The sequence below is a fragment of the Enterobacteriaceae endosymbiont of Donacia piscatrix genome (genome assembly GCF_012569525.1).
GTDB lineage: Bacteria > Pseudomonadota > Gammaproteobacteria > Enterobacterales > Enterobacteriaceae.
This window is the reverse complement of record NZ_CP046200.1, coordinates 46596-63085: the sequence shown is the minus strand read 5'-3', so window position 1 is coordinate 63085 and position 16490 is coordinate 46596. Positions and strand designations below refer to the sequence as shown.

Sequence of the window (16490 nt, the reverse complement as noted above, 5' to 3'; positions counted from 1 at the left end):
AAAAAAAGAAATATTATATCAATTCCATGGTTAAAAAATTTTGTGTTTGGTATTAATGTTAAATTAATATGTAATTATTTAAATTGTAATATAATTAATAATACTAAATATAAAAGAATTAAATATATTATTTATTTTGATAAAAAAATATTTATAGATCAACAAAAATTTAATGAATCTTTACTAGTTATTTCTTTTAAAGATTATAAAGTAATAAATATTATATATGAAATATTATCTAAAAATATTTCGTTTAATACAATCTTATTTACAGATTTTATAAAAAATAATAAAGATTATAAATCTAACATAATAAATAAAATAAATAAAATTATTATTAATAATAATATATCGTTATTTTGTATAAAAGATAATTTATATAATGTTTTTTTAAAATTAGAAAATATTTATAAATATGATTTTCCAATAAATGATACTAGTTTAATAACTGATATTATTAATTATACTAAATTATATATTCCTTCTACTATTTTTAATCAAAAAGATTTAAATTATAAATTTTATATTTCTCCATTTATTTTTAAATATAATTTAATAAATAAAGCAAGTAAATTTAAAAAAACAATTTTGTTACCAGAAGGTAATGAAATACGTACTTTAAAAGCAGCATCAATATGTGCTAAAAAAAATATTGCTGATTGTATTTTATTGGGAAAAATAAAAGAAATTATAAATATAGCTAAAAAAGATAACATAAATATTGATCATATTAATATTATAGATCCAGATTCAATAAGAAATAATTATATAGAAAAATTAATGTATATAAGAAAAAATAAATTATTAAACGAGTATGAAGCAATACAATTATTAAAAGATAATATGTTTTTAGCAACTATGATGTTAAAAGAAAATAAAGTTGATGGTATAGTTTCAGGTGCTAACACAACTACAGCAAACACTATTAGACCTGCATTACAAATTATTAAAACTTTATCTAAATATTCTATTATTTCATCTATATTTATTATGTTATTACCTACAAATATATTAATTTTTGGTGATTGTGCAATTAATCCTAATCCTAATTATAAACAATTAGCTGAAATAGCTATACAAACGGTAGAAACTAGTAAATTATTCGATTTTAAACCAAAAGTAGCAATGATTTCATATTCTACAGGTAGATCAGCTAAAGGCATTGAAGTAGAAAAAGTACATAAAGCTACTAAATTAGTAAAAAATAAATTACCAAATCTTTTAATAGATGGTCCTTTACAATATGATGCTGCTATTATAAATAGCGTTGCTAAATATAAAGCTCCCAATTCATTAGTTGCAGGAAAAGCTAATATCATTATTTTTCCTGATCTTAATACAGGTAATACAACATATAAAGCTGTACAGAGAGCTTCTAATATTATTTCTATAGGACCCATCTTACAAGGTATAAAACAACCCGTTAATGATCTTTCAAGAGGTACTTCTATTGAAGATATTATCTATACTATAGCAGTAACAGCTATTCAAGCTACTAAATATATTAAAATATAATTTATTAATTATTTAAATAATATTTATTAATATAATTTAAACTATTATTAAATTCATAAACAATAGGTATACCTGTAGCTATATTTAAGTTAACAATATCTTTATCATTTATATTCTCTATATATTTTATTAATGCTCTTAATGAGTTACCATGAGCAACAATTATGATACGTTCTCCATTTGTAATTTTATTAGATATATAATTATTCCATACATACATTACTCTTTTTAAGGTTGTAGATAAACTTTCTGATAATGGTAATTGATAATCTTCTAATTTAGAATATTTAAAATCAAATCTAGACCATCTATAATCATCCATAGATAATGGAGGAGGAGCTATATTAAAACTACGTCTCCATTGTTTTACTTGTTCTTTACCAAATTTTTTTATAGCTTCATTCTTATTTATTCCTTGTAGTTTCCCGTAATGTCTTTCATTTAATCTCCATGTTTTTTTTACAGGTATCCATAATTGATCTAATTTATTTAATATTAACCATAATGTACATATTGCTCTGTTTAAAACAGATGTATATGCATAATCAAATTTAAAATTATTTTCTTTTAAAATTTTTCCTGCTTGTTTAGCTTCAATTTTTCCTTCTTTAGTTAATTTGATATCATGCCAACCAGTAAATAAATTTTTTTTATTCCATTCACTTTCTCCATGACGTAATAAGACTAATTTAGTATTAGACATATATATTTTCCTTATAAAATAATTTATTTTTTAATATTAAATATCAAAAGAATAACCACAGTTACATTTGTTTTTCATATATGGATTTTTAATGATAAATTTTTCCTCTTCAATATTTTCAATGTAATCAATTACACTTCCTGATAAATATTGTAAACTTATTTCATCTATAATAATATTTATACCTAATATTTTTATTAAAAAATCATTTTTTTGTATTTTTTGATCTAATACAAAATCATATTTAAAACCACTACATCCCCCGCCTATAATAAATACTCTAAAATTCATATTTTTATGATTTAAAGATTTTATTTTTTTTGCAGCTTTATTTGTTAAAGAAATTAGCATAATTATTATATTAATTTTATAGTTTTACATAACTAAATGATATTTAAATAAGATTCATAATTTTACTATAAAGTTTAGATTTATAACGAGATGCTTTATTTTTATGAATTAAATTTTTTTGTGCCTGTTTATCTATTAAAGATTGCATTTTTTTAAAATTTTTTTTAGATAATTCAATATTTTTTTCAAAAATAGCTTTATTAACTTTTTTAATAAAAGTACGCAACATAGAACGATATTTTATATTATGTTTTCTGTTTTTTTCTGATTTTAAAGTTCTTTTTTTAGATGATTTTGTATTAGCCATATAATATTATCCAATAATTATATTATTAACTATAATAGTTTATAAAAATAAAATATTTACATAAAATATTATTATATATAATATTCTTAAATAAATAAAATAGAAATTCTATAATTTATTATCAATTTTAAAATTAAAGGTAATAAGTATGAAAAATAAATTTAAGTTAAATTTACCAAAAACAAAATTTCCAATGAAAGCTAATCTAATTAATAATGAATTAATAATATTAAAACAATGGGAAAAAGATAATTTATATAAAAAAATTTTAAATATAAAAAAAAAAACAAAAAAAAAATTTATTTTACATGATGGTCCTCCTTATGCAAATGGTAATATTCATATTGGACATGCTTTTAATAAAATTTTAAAAGATATTATTTTAAAAGCTAAAAATATGGATGGTTATTATACTCCTTTTATTCCTGGATGGGATTGTCATGGATTACCTATAGAGCAAAAAGTAGAAAAAATTTTAAAATATAAAAATAAAAATATTTCTAAAAAACAATTTAGGATTGAATGTAGGAAATATGCTTTAAAACAAATTTTTAAACAGAAAAAAGATTTTATTAGATTAGGAATTTTAGCTGATTGGTCAAATCCTTATTTAACAATGGATTTTAAAACAGAAGCAAATATTGTACGTACTTTAGGTAAAGTTATCAGTAATAATTTTATATATAAAGGGGAAAAACCAGTATATTGGTGTATAAAATGTATTTCTTCTTTAGCAGAAGCTGAAGTTAATTATATAAAGAAAGAAACATTAACATGTTATGTTAAATTTACTATTATTAGTAATGATTTTTTTATAAAAATTTTAAAATTTAAAATAAAAAAAAATAATAATATTTCTTTTTTAATATGGACTACTACTCCATGGAGTATACCAGCTAATCAAGCAATTGCTATTAATCCAAAAATATATTATCAATTAATTAAAATTAATAAAGATATTTTAATTATAGCAAAAAATTTAGTAAATATTATTATGAATAAAGCAAAGATTATAAATTGGAAAATTTTAGGAGAAATACAAGGTAAAATTTTTAAAAATTTATTAATATATAATCCTTTTAATAATAAAATTTCACATTTAATCATAAATAATTATGTTTCTGAAAAATCAGGTACTGGTATTATTCATATAGCTCCTAATCATGGATTAGATGATTATAATATATGTAATCAACATAATATAAAATTGATGAAAAATATTATAGATAAAAAAGGATTTTTTATAAAAGGAATTCATCCTAAATTAGATAATATTAATGTATTTAATTCAAAAAAAATAATATTAAATATTTTAGAAAAAAAAAAAGCATTATTTTTAATAGATAATTATATACATAAATATCCATATTGTTGGCGTCATAAAATACCAATTATTTATATATCTACTCCACAATGGTTTATTAATATAAATAAAAATAATTTTAAACAATTAATAAAAAAATCAATTAAAAAAGTAAAATGGATACCTAATTGGGGATACAAAAGAATGTCTATTATGTTAGATAAAAGACCTGATTGGTGTATTTCTAGACAAAGAATTTGGGGGATTCCAATTCCTTTATTTATTCATAAAAAAACACAAAAAATACATGATCATTCATTAGAATTTATTGAAAAAATAGCTTGTATAATTGAAAGAAAAGGTATACAAGCATGGTGGGATTTAGATATTAAAAATTTTTTAGGTAATAATTCTATTTTTTATGAAAAAGTAACAGATACATTAGATGTATGGTTTGATTCTGGTTCAACTTATAATTCGGTTATAAATCAGATTAAAGAACTTAAAAATAATAGTATTGATCTATACTTAGAAGGTACAGATCAATATAGAGGATGGTTTATATCATCACTAATTATTTCATTAATTATACACAATCGTCCTCCTTATAAAACAGTTGTTAGTCATGGATTTACTGTAGATAGTCAAGGAAAAAAAATGTCTAAATCTTTAGGTAATATTGTCAAACCTCAAGATATAACTAATAGTTTAGGTAGTGATATTCTTAGATTATGGGTATCATCTACAGATTATTCTAATGAAATTAATATATCTGATGATATCTTAAAAAGAACTACAGAAATTTATAGACGTATTCGTAATACAGTTAGATTTCTATTATCAAATTTATATGATTTTGAACCAAAAAAACATATAATTAAACCTATTAAAATGATAATTTTAGATAAATGGATCATTCATAAAACAAAAATTATACAAAATAAAATTATTAAATATTATAAAACATATAACATACAAAATGTTATTAAAGAAATAATACAATTTTGTTCTATAGATTTAGGTTCTATATATTTTGATATTATTAAGGATAGACAATATACATTTAAAAAATGTAGTATAGGAAGATTAAGTTGTCAAACTGCTTTATATATGATTCTTGAATCTTTAGTAAGATGGATTGCTCCAATATTATCCTTTACAGCTCACGAAATTTGGAATTATATTCCTGGTTCAAGAAGTAAATATATTTTTATAGAAGAATGGTATTCTAATTTATTTTATATTTCATCAAAAGATATTATGAATAATGAATATTGGAATGATATTTTCACCTTTAAAAATGAAATTAATCAAATTATAGAATTTGCGAGAAATAGAAAAATTATTAAAAATTCTTTAGAATTAGATATAATTGTATTTGTAAAAAAAAATATTTATAACAAATTATTGTTATTAGGTTCAGAATTACGTTTTTTATTATTAATATCTAATATTATTGTTTTTTATGAAAAAACAATGATTAAAAATAAATTAATACAAAAATTTAAAATTATGAAATCAAAATATATGAAGTGCCAACGTTGTTGGCATCATACAAAATATATAGTAAATAATATTTGTGATCGTTGTCAATTAAATATGACAGGAAATGGAGAAAAACGTTTATTTATTTAAAATTTTTTTTAAAAAAATAAAATATATAATAAATATATATATTTTATTATTTATAATTATAGATTTTTTTAGTAAAATTTTAATTATAAAAAATATAAAATTATATGAATATTTCTATATAAATAATTATATAAATTTTATTTATATACGTAATTATGGTGTATTTTTTGGATTTTTAAAAAAAAATACAATAGTTATTTATTTTTTAATAATTATAAGTATTTTAATCTTATTTTATATTAAATTTTTATTAAAAGATAAAAATATTCAATTATCATATAACTTAATAATAAGTGGAATATTAAGTAATTTAGTTAATAGAATGTACTATGGTTTTGTAATAGATTTTATAGATATACATATTTTTAATTACCGATGTCCTGTTTTTAATTTTGCAGATATTTTAATTTTTATTGGTTTTATTTTAATTTTAAAAAATAATATGTTTTTTTTATATTAAAATAATATATTTTATAGGATTGTTTTATATGAATAAAAATCAAATTCGTTTAGCTGTAGCAGGTATTAACGGTCGTATGGGTAAAAATATTTTAAAAATATTAAATACACAAATAAGAAAAAATGTTTTGTTAAATGGAGCCATAGAAACAAAATCTTCTTTAAAAAAGAGAAATAAAATTTTTTATAAATCTAATTTTTTAAAAATTAAATCTAATTTAATAGATATTATAGATTATTTTGATATTTTAATAGATTTTACTAATCCAAAATCAACAATAGAACATCTCCATATATGTAAATCATATAATAAAAAAATTGTAATTGGTACTACAGGTTTTAGTATACAACAAAAATTAATAATTGAAAAAATATCAAAAAATATAGCCATTATTTTATCTTCTAATTTTAGTTTAGGTATTAATATTTTACTGAAAATTTTAGAAAACATTACAGAAATTTTTTGTAAAAACAAATTAGAAAATAAAATAGATATAGATATCATAGAAAAACATCATAAAAATAAAATAGATACTCCCTCTGGGACAGCTCTATCATTAAAAAATGTTATAATTCAAATTTACAAAAAATATAATTTTATGAAAGAAGTTAAATGTCATTCTATTAGAGCTGCTGATTTATATGGAGAACATAACGTTTTATTTTCTTTTTTTGGAGAACAAATTGAATTAATTCATAAAGTTTCTAATAGACATTCATTTGCAGAAGGTTCAATTAAAGCGGCTATTTGGTTATATACAAAAAAAACTGGTATATATACTATGAATCATGTATTAGAAATATAAATAACAAAATTTCGTAAAAAGATTAAAATTTTTTTTTAAAAAAAGATTTTTAATTTTAAATTAAATATATTAGATTTTAATAAAATCTATGTGATATATTTTATTAATTTTAAAAGGATGATATTGAATATCCATAATTTTTACTTTTAATAAAGTATTTTTTTTATTTGTTAAAGTTAATAAAATTTTTTTTTTACAAAAATTTTGTAAATTCATATGAAATATATCATTATTATTTATAATGATAGATAATGTTTTGATTTTTTTACCATAAATAACAGCTGGGATTTTATTATTTATTCTTAAACGTCTACTAAATTTTTTCCCTGTTTCCATTCTTTTAAAAAATTGTATTTTATACATATTTTATATCTCAAATTAAATTAACTAATATAATTTTTTAGCAATATTTAATAAATCTTTTTTAAAAATTTTTTTCATATTTAAAATAGCATCTATAATATCATAATGTACCATTTTATCATTTTGAGTACCTATACATTTTCCACTGTATCCTTTATATAATAATTCAACCGAATAAGCACCCATTCTAGATCCTAAAATACGATCGTATGCTACAGGAGATCCCCCCCTTTGGAGATAACCTAAAACTGTAGTTCTTGTTTCACGTTTAATTTTATTTTGAATAAAAATAGCTAATTTATTAATATCACAAATAAATTCTGTAATCAATACTATTGCATGTTTTTTCCCTTTATCTATACCTAATTTAATTTCTTTAACTAAATCATCTTGATTATAATCAATTTCAGGTAAAACAATAAATTCACATCCTCCTGCTATAGCAGCAGCTAAAGTTAAATCCCCACAATGTCTTCCCATAACTTCTATTATAGAAATTCTTTGATGAGAAGTGGAAGTATCTCTTAATTTATCTATTGATTGTACTATAGTTTCTAAAGCTGTAAAATAACCAATACTATAATCAGTACCAACTACATCATTATCTATTGTTCCCGGAATTCCTATGCAAGGAAAACCCATTTCTGTTAATAATTTAGCTCCCATATATGTACCATCTCCACCTATTACAACTAATGCATTAATACCATTTTTTTTCATATTATTTATAGCAATAGAACGTATTTTTTTATTTTTAAATTGAGGAAAACGTGCAGATCCTAAAAAAGTACCTCCCTTATTAATAATATCAGATACACTATATCTATTTAGTTTAATAATATCATTATTATATAATCCTATATAACCATTATATATTCCAAATACTTCAATATTATAACTAATAGCGGTTCTAACAACACCTCTTATAGCAGCATTCATGCCAGGAGCATCTCCCCCACTTGTAAGAACACCAATCTTTTGAATCATAAAATACCTCAAAATATATAATACTATTAATAGTTAATTTTTAAAAAAACCTTTATATTTATCAGATACAATAGAATATGGATCTTGATGTATAATTATATCTGAATAAGGAAATTCTTTATTTAAAGCTTTTTCTATCTTTTTTGCAATTAAATGTGATTCTAATAATGGTAAATTATCTTCTAATACTAAATGAAGTTGTATAAAACGAGTAGGACCGGATTTTCTTGTTTTTAATTGATGTGCTCCTTTAACTTTAGGCCAGGATGTTATTAAATCTACTATAATCTTTTTTTCTTTATCTGGTAAAGATCTATCTAGTAGAGATTGTATTGCTTTATATCCTACTTTAAAAGAATTATAAAAAATAAATATACTTATAATTAATGCTATAAAAGCATCTGCTTGTTTTATATTAAAAATATTTAAAATTAAAGCTAATAAAATTGCACTATTAATTAAAATATCAGATTCATAATGTATCATATCAGCATGAGTTGCTTGACTATTTGTTTTTGCTATAACTTTTTTTTGAAAAATAACTAATATTAAAGTTAAAAAAAACGAAATAATAATAACTAATATCCCTATTATTGGATAACCTATTTTAGTAGGATGAGATATATAATATAAACTATTTAAAAATAAGAATATTGCTGTTCCACAAATGAAAATACTTTGAGCTAAAGCAGATAATGACTCAGCTTTACCATGACCAAAAGCATGTTCTGAATCTGCTGGTTGTAGAGAATAATATATAATTAATAAATTAATTGTTGAAGATGTGATATCAATTAATGAATCTATAGATGCAGCTAACATACTTATAGATTTAGTTTTCCACCAAGCTAATAATTTTAATAATAAAAGTATTATAGATAATAAAATTGCTAAATTTGTAGCTTTAGTAATTAATTTACTATATTCATTTTTTTCTTTTTTTAAACAAATTTTATTATATATATTATTTATATTCACAATTAATCCCTATTATTTTCTATAAGAAAATAAAATAATTTTATTTTAAATTTTATTAATAATAAATTATTTTAACATTTTTTTTTTCTATAAAAAAATAAGTTAAGTTTTAATTTATATCTTTTTATTTATAATAATATATAATAATTATGTTAAAATGAAAAATTTGATAAATTTAAAATATGAAAAAATTTAGTGAAAAAACTTTTCAAGGTATGATTTTAATTTTACAAAATTATTGGGCAAAACAAGGTTGTAGTATTATTCAACCAATTGATATTGAAGTAGGAGCAGCAACATCTCATCCAATGACGTGTTTATATGCCATCGGTAGTAAACCAATAAAAATAGCTTATATTCAATTATCTAGAAGACCTTCAGATAGTAGATATGCTAATAATTCTAATAGATTACAACAATATTATCAATTTCAAGTAATAATGAAACCCCCACCTTATAATTTTCAATCTTTATATTTTAAATCTCTAGAAAAATTAAAATTAGATTTAGAAAATAATGACATTCTTTTTATAGATGATAATTGGGAAAATCCCTCTTTAGGAGCTTATGGAATTGGTTGGGAAATATGGTTAAATGGAATAGAAATTACTCAATTTACATATTTTCAACAAATGGGAGGAATTAATTGTAATCCAATTACAGGAGAGATTACTTATGGTTTAGAAAGATTAGCTATGCATATACAAAATGTAGATAATATATTCCATATTATATGGAATAAAAATAAAAATGGATATACTACTTATGGTGATTTTTTTTATAAAAATGAACTTGAACAATCTATTTATAATTTTGAATATGCAGATATTCATTTTATGAATTTATGTTTTCAACAATATGAAAAAGAAATTATATTTCTTTTAAAACTTAAACAACCATTAATTTTTCCCGCATATGAAAAACTTTTAAAAGCTTCTCGTTGTTTTAACTTATTAGAAGCACGTAAATCTTTATCTCATACAGAACGACAAAGATATATTTTAAAATTACGTAATATGACTAAATTAATTATAATGAAATATTGTAATTTTATAAATTAAAAATCTTAATAATTAGGTAATATAATTTTATGAAGAATAATATTTTATTATTAGAAATAGGTATAGAAGAAATACCTGCTAATTTTTTATTAAAATTATCTAAAATAATTTTAATAAATTTTAAAAATGAATTAAAAAAAAATTGTTTTACATATAAAACAATAAAATGTTTTTTTACTTGTAGACGTATTGCAATACAAGTACATTTATTAAATGTAATACAAACTGATTCTCAATATATAATTAAGGGACCTTTTATAACTAAAAAAGAAGAAATTTTTATAAATAAACAAGTTAAATTTTGGATGAAAAAATATAATATTATAAATAAAAATGATTTAATATATAAAAATAATTATATTTTTTATAAGAAAAAAATTCAAGGATTACATATTAAAAATCTATTATCTGATATGTTAATAAATTCTTTAAAAAAGATAGTTTCTTTTTCTCATTTTATGTATTGGGAAAAAAATATATTTAAATTTATTAGACCTATAAGAAATTTAGTATTTGTTCTTGGAAGAAAAAATATTAAACAAAAATTATTAAATATTCAATCTAATAATATTATTCAAGGACATAGATTTATGTGTAAAAAAACAATTATTTTAAAACATGCAAAGGAATATGAAAATTTATTATTAAAAAAAGGAAAAATTATTGTTAGTTTTATAAAACGTAAAAATATTATTATTAATAATATAAAAAATATTTTAAATAACTTAAATGCAATTATAAAAATTAATAATTATTTTTTAGAAGAATTAACTTCTATGGTTGAATGGCCTATACTTTTAGTAGGAAAATTTCATAAAAAATTTTTAGTATTACCATCAAAAATATTAGAACATGTAATGATAAAATATCAAAAATATATTCCTTTATATGATAAAAAAAATAATTTATTAACTTCTTTCATTATATTAATTAATATTAAAACAAAAAATAATAGAATGATTATTCATAATCATGAAAAAGTACTTAATTCAAAATTTGAAGATATTCAATTTTTTTTAAAAAATGATTTAAAAATAAAATTTGAAAAATTTTTAGAAAAATTAAAGAATGTTATTTTCCAAAAAAAATTAGGTAATTTATTTGAAAAAACTATACGTATTGAAATAATATCTAAATATATTGCTAAAAAAAATAAAAATGTTAATTATTTAGATTGTATTAGAGCAAGTAAATTATCTAAATGTGATTTAGTAACACAAATGGCTTATGAATTTCCAGAATTACAAGGTATTATTGGTATGTATTATGCTAAGTATAATAAAGAAAATATAAATGTTATTACAGCAATTAAAGAACAATATCAATATATCAAAAATAATGCAATACCTAAAAATATTGTTTCTTGTATTTTATTTATTGCAGATAAAATAGATACTTTAGTAGGAATATTCAGTATATCTTTAATTCCTAAAGGTAATAAAGATCCTTATGCTTTAAAACACATTACTTTATGCATTATAAGTATTATTATAAATAATAAATTACATATTAATTTAATTAAATTAATTAATTTTAGTTTATCTCTATATAAAAGAGAAAATAATTTAGATAAAGAAAAAATTGTAACTAATATAATTTCTTTTATATATAGTAGATGTAAAAATTGGTATATTTCTTTAGGTTATAAAAAAAATATTATTAATTCTATTTTAGATAATCAAATTGATAATTTAATTATTTTAGATTCTAAGATAAGATCATTAGATAAGTTTTTAAAAATTGAAAAAAAACAAAGTAAACTTTTAATTTTAACTAATAAAAGAATTAACAAAATTTTATTAAAAAATGATATAAATATTAATATTCATGAAAATATTAATATTTCTTTGTTAAAATATAAAGAAGAATTTATATTATTTAATCATATAAATAAATTATCTAAAATTATTAAATATCAAATAAAAAACAATGAATTTTATAAAATATTGTTAATACTATCAGAATTATATTATCCTATAAATAATTTTTTTAAAAAAATAATAATTAATCACAAAAATAATAAAATTAAAAAAAATAGAATTTTAATTCTTAGTAAAATACAAAAATTTTTATCTGAAATAACTAATTTAAATAAATTATATTAATTTTAATTTTTTTAATGTTATTTCTATAATTTTTTGATTATATTTTTTAAGTGGAGTTAGAGGAAGTCTCATGTTATCACTAGTAATTAATCCTAATCTTTTAGCTGCCCATTTTACTGGTATCGGATTAGATTCAATAAATAATTGATTATGTAATATATTTAAATATTGATTTATTTTTTTTGCTTTAATAATTTTATTGTTTTTCATATAATTACAAAATTTTTTCATTTCTACTGCTGCAATATTAGCTGTAACAGATATAACTCCATCACCACCTAATAACATAAATTCGAAAGAAGTTTTATCATCTCCACTAATTAAAAAAAAATTTTTATTAATTAAATTTCTAATTTTATTTACACGAGATAAATCACCAGTAGCTTCTTTAAGGCCTATTATATTATTAATTTTAGATAATTCATATATAGTTTCTGGTAATAAATCACATCCAGTACGTGATGGAACATTATATAGTATCTGAGGCAATTTTGTATTATTTGCAATTTCTTTAAAATGTTGATATAACCCTTCTTGAGTAGGACAATTATAATATGGAGTAACATTTAAACAACCAATAATTCCTGAATTTTCAAGATTAGATATTATAGATATACTTTTAGATGTTGAATTAAATCCAGTACCTGCTATAATAGGTATTTTTTTTTTTGCGAAATCTAATGCATACATTATCGTACTTATACGTTCATTATAAGTACATGTAGAAGATTCACCAGTAGTTCCCATGATAACAATAGCTTTTGTACCACTTTTAATATGGTAATTAATAAGTTTTTTTAAACTTTTTTTACAAATATTACCTTTAATATCCATTGGAGTTATAAGCGCTACAATACTTCCAGTAAACATTAGATTATAATCCATATTATTTATATTTAAGATTTAACAATAATATCAAATTTAAAATAAATAAACAAATTATTATAAATATAACTATTTAAATAATCTTTAAAAGAGATCATAATACTTAATTAAAATTAAAATTTTTTATCTTAAAAGATTGTAAGATATAATCTATTTTTTTTTGTATATCTACAATAGATAGTGTATTATTAATTTTTTTATATAAAATTTTATTCTTAAAAAATTCTTTTTTATAGTATTTAATTAATGGTTTAGTTTGTTTAGAATATTCTTTTAAGCGATTATTAATTGTCATAATATTATCATCTATTCTAGTTATTAATTTTTCTCCAGTAATATCATCTCTATTTTTTATCTTTGGAGGATTAAAAATAACATGATAAGTTCTTCCAGAAGGTGAATGTATTCTTCTACCTATAATTCTTTGAATAATTTCAGTACTTGGGATATATAATTCCAAAACTATATTTATGTTAATTTTTTCTTTTTTTAAAATATGTGCTTGTAAAATATTTCTAGGAAATCCATCAAGTAAAAAACCTTTATTACAATCTATATTATGTAATTTTTTTTTAATAATTTGGAAAACAATATGATCAGGAATCATAATTCCTTTATTAATAAATTTGTTTAATTTATTGGTTAATGATAAATTTTTATGATTTAATAAAAAATTTCTTATTATATTTCCCATAGAAATATTAATTAAATTATATTTTTCAGATATAAATCTTGCATAAGTACCTTTACCTCCTCCTGGAGGTCCTAATAAAATTATACGCATTGAATAAATTTCTCATTTTAAAAAAATTTAAAATATGTTTTTTCAAACATATAAATTTTTTTAGAATATTTCATAGTTAAATCTATTTGATCTAAATTATTTGTAATGAAATTAATTATATCTTTTTTTATTTTAAAAGTAAAAGATTGATTATTTATAGTAATTTTTTTATATATTAAATTTATATAACAAATAATTCCAGGAAATTGTTTAACTATTGAAAATAATTTTTCAATAATACTTTTTTCTAAAGTAATTAATAATAATTTATTATTAATTGCATTATTATAAAATATATCTGCATAACTAGAAGAAATAATGGTATGAAAACCAAAATCTAATAATGCCCATGGAGCGTGTTCTCGTGAGGAACCGCAACCAAAATTTTCTTTAGTTAATAAAATTTGAGCATTTTTAAATTCTTTTTTATTTAAAATAAAATTAGGATTAATTATTTTATTTTTTTCATCTAAATATCTCCAGTTATAAAATAAATTTTTACCAAACCCTATTTTATTATTTTTTTGTAAAAATTGTTTTGGTATAATAACATCTGTATCAATATTTGAAATATTCAAAGGTGCTATAATACCATTATAATGAATTTTTTTTTTCATAATAACTTTATAAAGTATTAATATTAATAAAATAACCATATATAGCTGTTATTGCAGCCAAAATAGGACTGACTAAATGAGTTCGACTATTACGTCCTTGACGCCCCTCAAAGTTTCTATTACTAGTAGATGCACATCGTTCATTAGGAGCTAATTTATCATCATTCATAGCTAAACACATAGAACAACCTGGATATCTCCATTCAAAACCAGCAGTTTTAAAAATATTATCTAACCCTTCTTTTTCTGCTTGTTTTTTTACCATGTTAGAACCTGGTACAACTATAGCTATAACATGAGAAGCAACTTTTTTACCTATAATAATTTTTGCAGCGGATCTTAAATCTTCGATTCTAGAATTTGTACAAGAACCAATGAAAACTTTATTAATTTTTATATTAATTAATTTTGTTCCTTCATATAAATCCATATATTTTAATGATCTGATAGCTAATTTTTTTTTATTTATATCTTTATAAGAATTAATTAAAGGAATATATTCATTTATACCTATAATTTGTTCTGGATTAGTTCCCCAAGAAATTTGGGGTGTTAATTTTGAAATATTTACGTTAATAATTTTATCAAATTTAGCATCATAATCACTATATAATGTTTTCCAATATTTTTTTGCTTCCCTCCATAATTTTTTTTTAGGAGTGAATTTTTTGTTTTTTAAGTATTGAAAAGTAATTTTATCTGGTGCTATTAATCCTGTTTTAGCTCCCATTTCAATAGACATATTACAAATTGTCATTCTAGATTCCATACTTAATTGTTTTATAATATTTCCACTATATTCAATAACATATCCATTACCCCCACTAATACCAATTTTCCTTATAATTGACAAAATTATATCTTTTGCTGTAATATTTTTAGGTATTTTACCAGTAATATTTATCAACATCTTTTTAAAGATATTTTGTTTTAAAGTTTGAGTAGCTAATACATGTTCTACTTCAGAAGTACCTATCCCAAAAGCTAGTGAACCAAATGCTCCATGTGTCGAAGTATGTGAATCTCCACATACAATGGTCATTCCTGGTAATGTAATACCTTGTTCTGGACCTATAACATGTACTATTCCTTGTAAAGGATGATATAAATCATATAATGTTATATTAAAATCATTACAATTTTTAATAAGTGTTTCCATTTGTTTTTTTGCTATATATCCAGATGCATTAATATTTTTAATTTTTGTAGATACATTATGATCCATTGTCGCAAATGTCTTATCTGATCTATAAACTTTTCTATTTTTATTTCTTAAACTTTCAAATGCTTGAGGAGAAGTTACTTCATGAATAAAATGTCTATCAATATATAATAAATTAGTATTATTTTTTATATTACAAATAATATGTTTATTATATATTTTTTCATATAATGTTTTTCCCATATCATTACCATTTATCTATAGAATAGATTCTATAATTAATGTTCCCATATCATCAGTTGTAATTATCTTTTCTTTTGAACTATTTATAGATAAATCTTTAGTTCTATAACCTAAATTTAAAACTTTTTTAATAGCATTTTCAATTTTTGTAGATATTTTTTTTTCTTTTAAAGAATATTCAATTAACATTGCTAATGATAAAATTTGTGCAATTGGATTAGCTATA

17 protein-coding genes are annotated in these 16490 nt (G+C 19.7%); 6 read left to right on the top strand and 11 right to left on the bottom strand.

The genetic code is table 11. The features are described from left to right. The coding region (pta, locus tag GJT96_RS00350; RefSeq protein ID WP_169780277.1) for a phosphate acetyltransferase at positions 1-1515 on the top strand (1515 nt) is incomplete at its 5' end. A 4-nt stretch (positions 1516-1519) separates the two neighbouring features. Here pta and gpmA read toward each other — a convergent pair. The 3 genes from gpmA to rpsT are packed head-to-tail and all read right to left on the bottom strand — an operon-like array spanning position 1520 to position 2876. Then, the gene (gene gpmA / locus GJT96_RS00345) at positions 1520-2218 is read right to left on the bottom strand and encodes a 2,3-diphosphoglycerate-dependent phosphoglycerate mutase (RefSeq protein WP_169780276.1); all 699 of its coding nucleotides are present in this window, start codon (positions 2216-2218) and stop codon (positions 1520-1522) included. 36 nt (positions 2219-2254) lie between these two features. Beyond that, a complete protein-coding gene (gene erpA, locus GJT96_RS00340; protein ID WP_169780275.1) occupies positions 2255-2569 on the bottom strand; it encodes an iron-sulfur cluster insertion protein ErpA in 315 nt (104 codons plus the stop codon). 43 nt (positions 2570-2612) lie between these two features. Next, a complete protein-coding gene (rpsT, locus tag GJT96_RS00335; protein ID WP_169780274.1) occupies positions 2613-2876 on the bottom strand; it encodes a 30S ribosomal protein S20 in 264 nt (87 codons plus the stop codon). Positions 2877-3024: 148 nt separating this feature from the next. Here rpsT and ileS point away from each other — a divergent pair, with 148 nt between their 5' ends. From ileS to dapB, 3 genes are read left to right on the top strand one after another with little or no spacing between them, the layout of a single operon-like run. Then, positions 3025-5814: an isoleucine--tRNA ligase gene (gene ileS / locus GJT96_RS00330; protein WP_169780273.1), complete on the top strand. Its 2790-nt coding sequence runs from the start codon at positions 3025-3027 to the stop codon at positions 5812-5814. After that, complete coding sequence (gene lspA, locus GJT96_RS00325; RefSeq protein ID WP_169780272.1) at positions 5789-6274, top strand: signal peptidase II; 486 nt, start codon at positions 5789-5791, stop codon at positions 6272-6274. Before ileS ends, lspA begins: the two co-directional genes overlap by 26 nt. 28 nt (positions 6275-6302) lie before the next feature. Continuing rightward, complete coding sequence (gene dapB / locus GJT96_RS00320; protein ID WP_169780271.1) at positions 6303-7079, top strand: 4-hydroxy-tetrahydrodipicolinate reductase; 777 nt, start codon at positions 6303-6305, stop codon at positions 7077-7079. A 69-nt stretch (positions 7080-7148) separates the two neighbouring features. Here dapB and rplY read toward each other — a convergent pair whose 3' ends face one another. Genes rplY through GJT96_RS00305 form a run of 3 tightly spaced genes read right to left on the bottom strand, consistent with a single transcriptional unit; the run spans position 7149 to position 9407 of the window. Next, positions 7149-7442, bottom strand: coding sequence for a 50S ribosomal protein L25 (rplY, locus tag GJT96_RS00315; RefSeq protein WP_169780270.1), 294 nt, complete (start codon positions 7440-7442; stop codon positions 7149-7151). Between the two features lie 24 nt (positions 7443-7466). Beyond that, complete coding sequence (gene pfkA / locus GJT96_RS00310; protein ID WP_169780269.1) at positions 7467-8429, bottom strand: 6-phosphofructokinase; 963 nt, start codon at positions 8427-8429, stop codon at positions 7467-7469. A 33-nt stretch (positions 8430-8462) separates the two neighbouring features. Beyond that, positions 8463-9407: a cation diffusion facilitator family transporter gene (locus GJT96_RS00305; protein WP_282097329.1), complete on the bottom strand. Its 945-nt coding sequence runs from the start codon at positions 9405-9407 to the stop codon at positions 8463-8465. Between the two features lie 182 nt (positions 9408-9589). Between GJT96_RS00305 and glyQ the strand changes: the two genes are divergently transcribed. Together glyQ and glyS are read left to right on the top strand one after the other, a co-directional pair. Next, a complete protein-coding gene (gene glyQ / locus GJT96_RS00300) occupies positions 9590-10468 on the top strand; it encodes a glycine--tRNA ligase subunit alpha (RefSeq protein WP_169780268.1) in 879 nt (292 codons plus the stop codon). Between the two features lie 29 nt (positions 10469-10497). After that, positions 10498-12573 (top strand): glycine--tRNA ligase subunit beta, encoded by a 2076-nt coding sequence (gene glyS, locus GJT96_RS00295; protein ID WP_169780267.1) that lies wholly within the window; start codon positions 10498-10500, stop codon positions 12571-12573. On the opposite strand, the gene dapA is transcribed toward glyS, so the two are convergent. From dapA to GJT96_RS00270, 5 genes are all read right to left on the bottom strand, one after another. Beyond that, on the bottom strand, positions 12565-13443 hold the full coding sequence (gene dapA / locus GJT96_RS00290) for a 4-hydroxy-tetrahydrodipicolinate synthase (protein WP_169780583.1): 879 nt from the start codon (positions 13441-13443) through the stop codon (positions 12565-12567). The genes glyS and dapA overlap by 9 nt on opposite strands. Positions 13444-13561: 118 nt before the next feature. Then, positions 13562-14242 (bottom strand): nucleoside monophosphate kinase, encoded by a 681-nt coding sequence (locus GJT96_RS00285; protein ID WP_169780266.1) that lies wholly within the window; start codon positions 14240-14242, stop codon positions 13562-13564. Between the two features lie 17 nt (positions 14243-14259). Then, positions 14260-14859: a 3-isopropylmalate dehydratase small subunit gene (leuD, locus tag GJT96_RS00280; protein ID WP_169780265.1), complete on the bottom strand. Its 600-nt coding sequence runs from the start codon at positions 14857-14859 to the stop codon at positions 14260-14262. Between the two features lie 7 nt (positions 14860-14866). Continuing rightward, positions 14867-16264, bottom strand: a complete 1398-nt coding sequence (leuC, locus tag GJT96_RS00275) for a 3-isopropylmalate dehydratase large subunit (protein ID WP_169780264.1) — start codon at positions 16262-16264, stop codon at positions 14867-14869. Positions 16265-16279: 15 nt separating this feature from the next. Further along, a partial coding sequence (locus tag GJT96_RS00270) for an isocitrate/isopropylmalate family dehydrogenase (RefSeq protein WP_247646088.1) occupies positions 16280-16490 on the bottom strand: 211 nt, incomplete at its 5' end.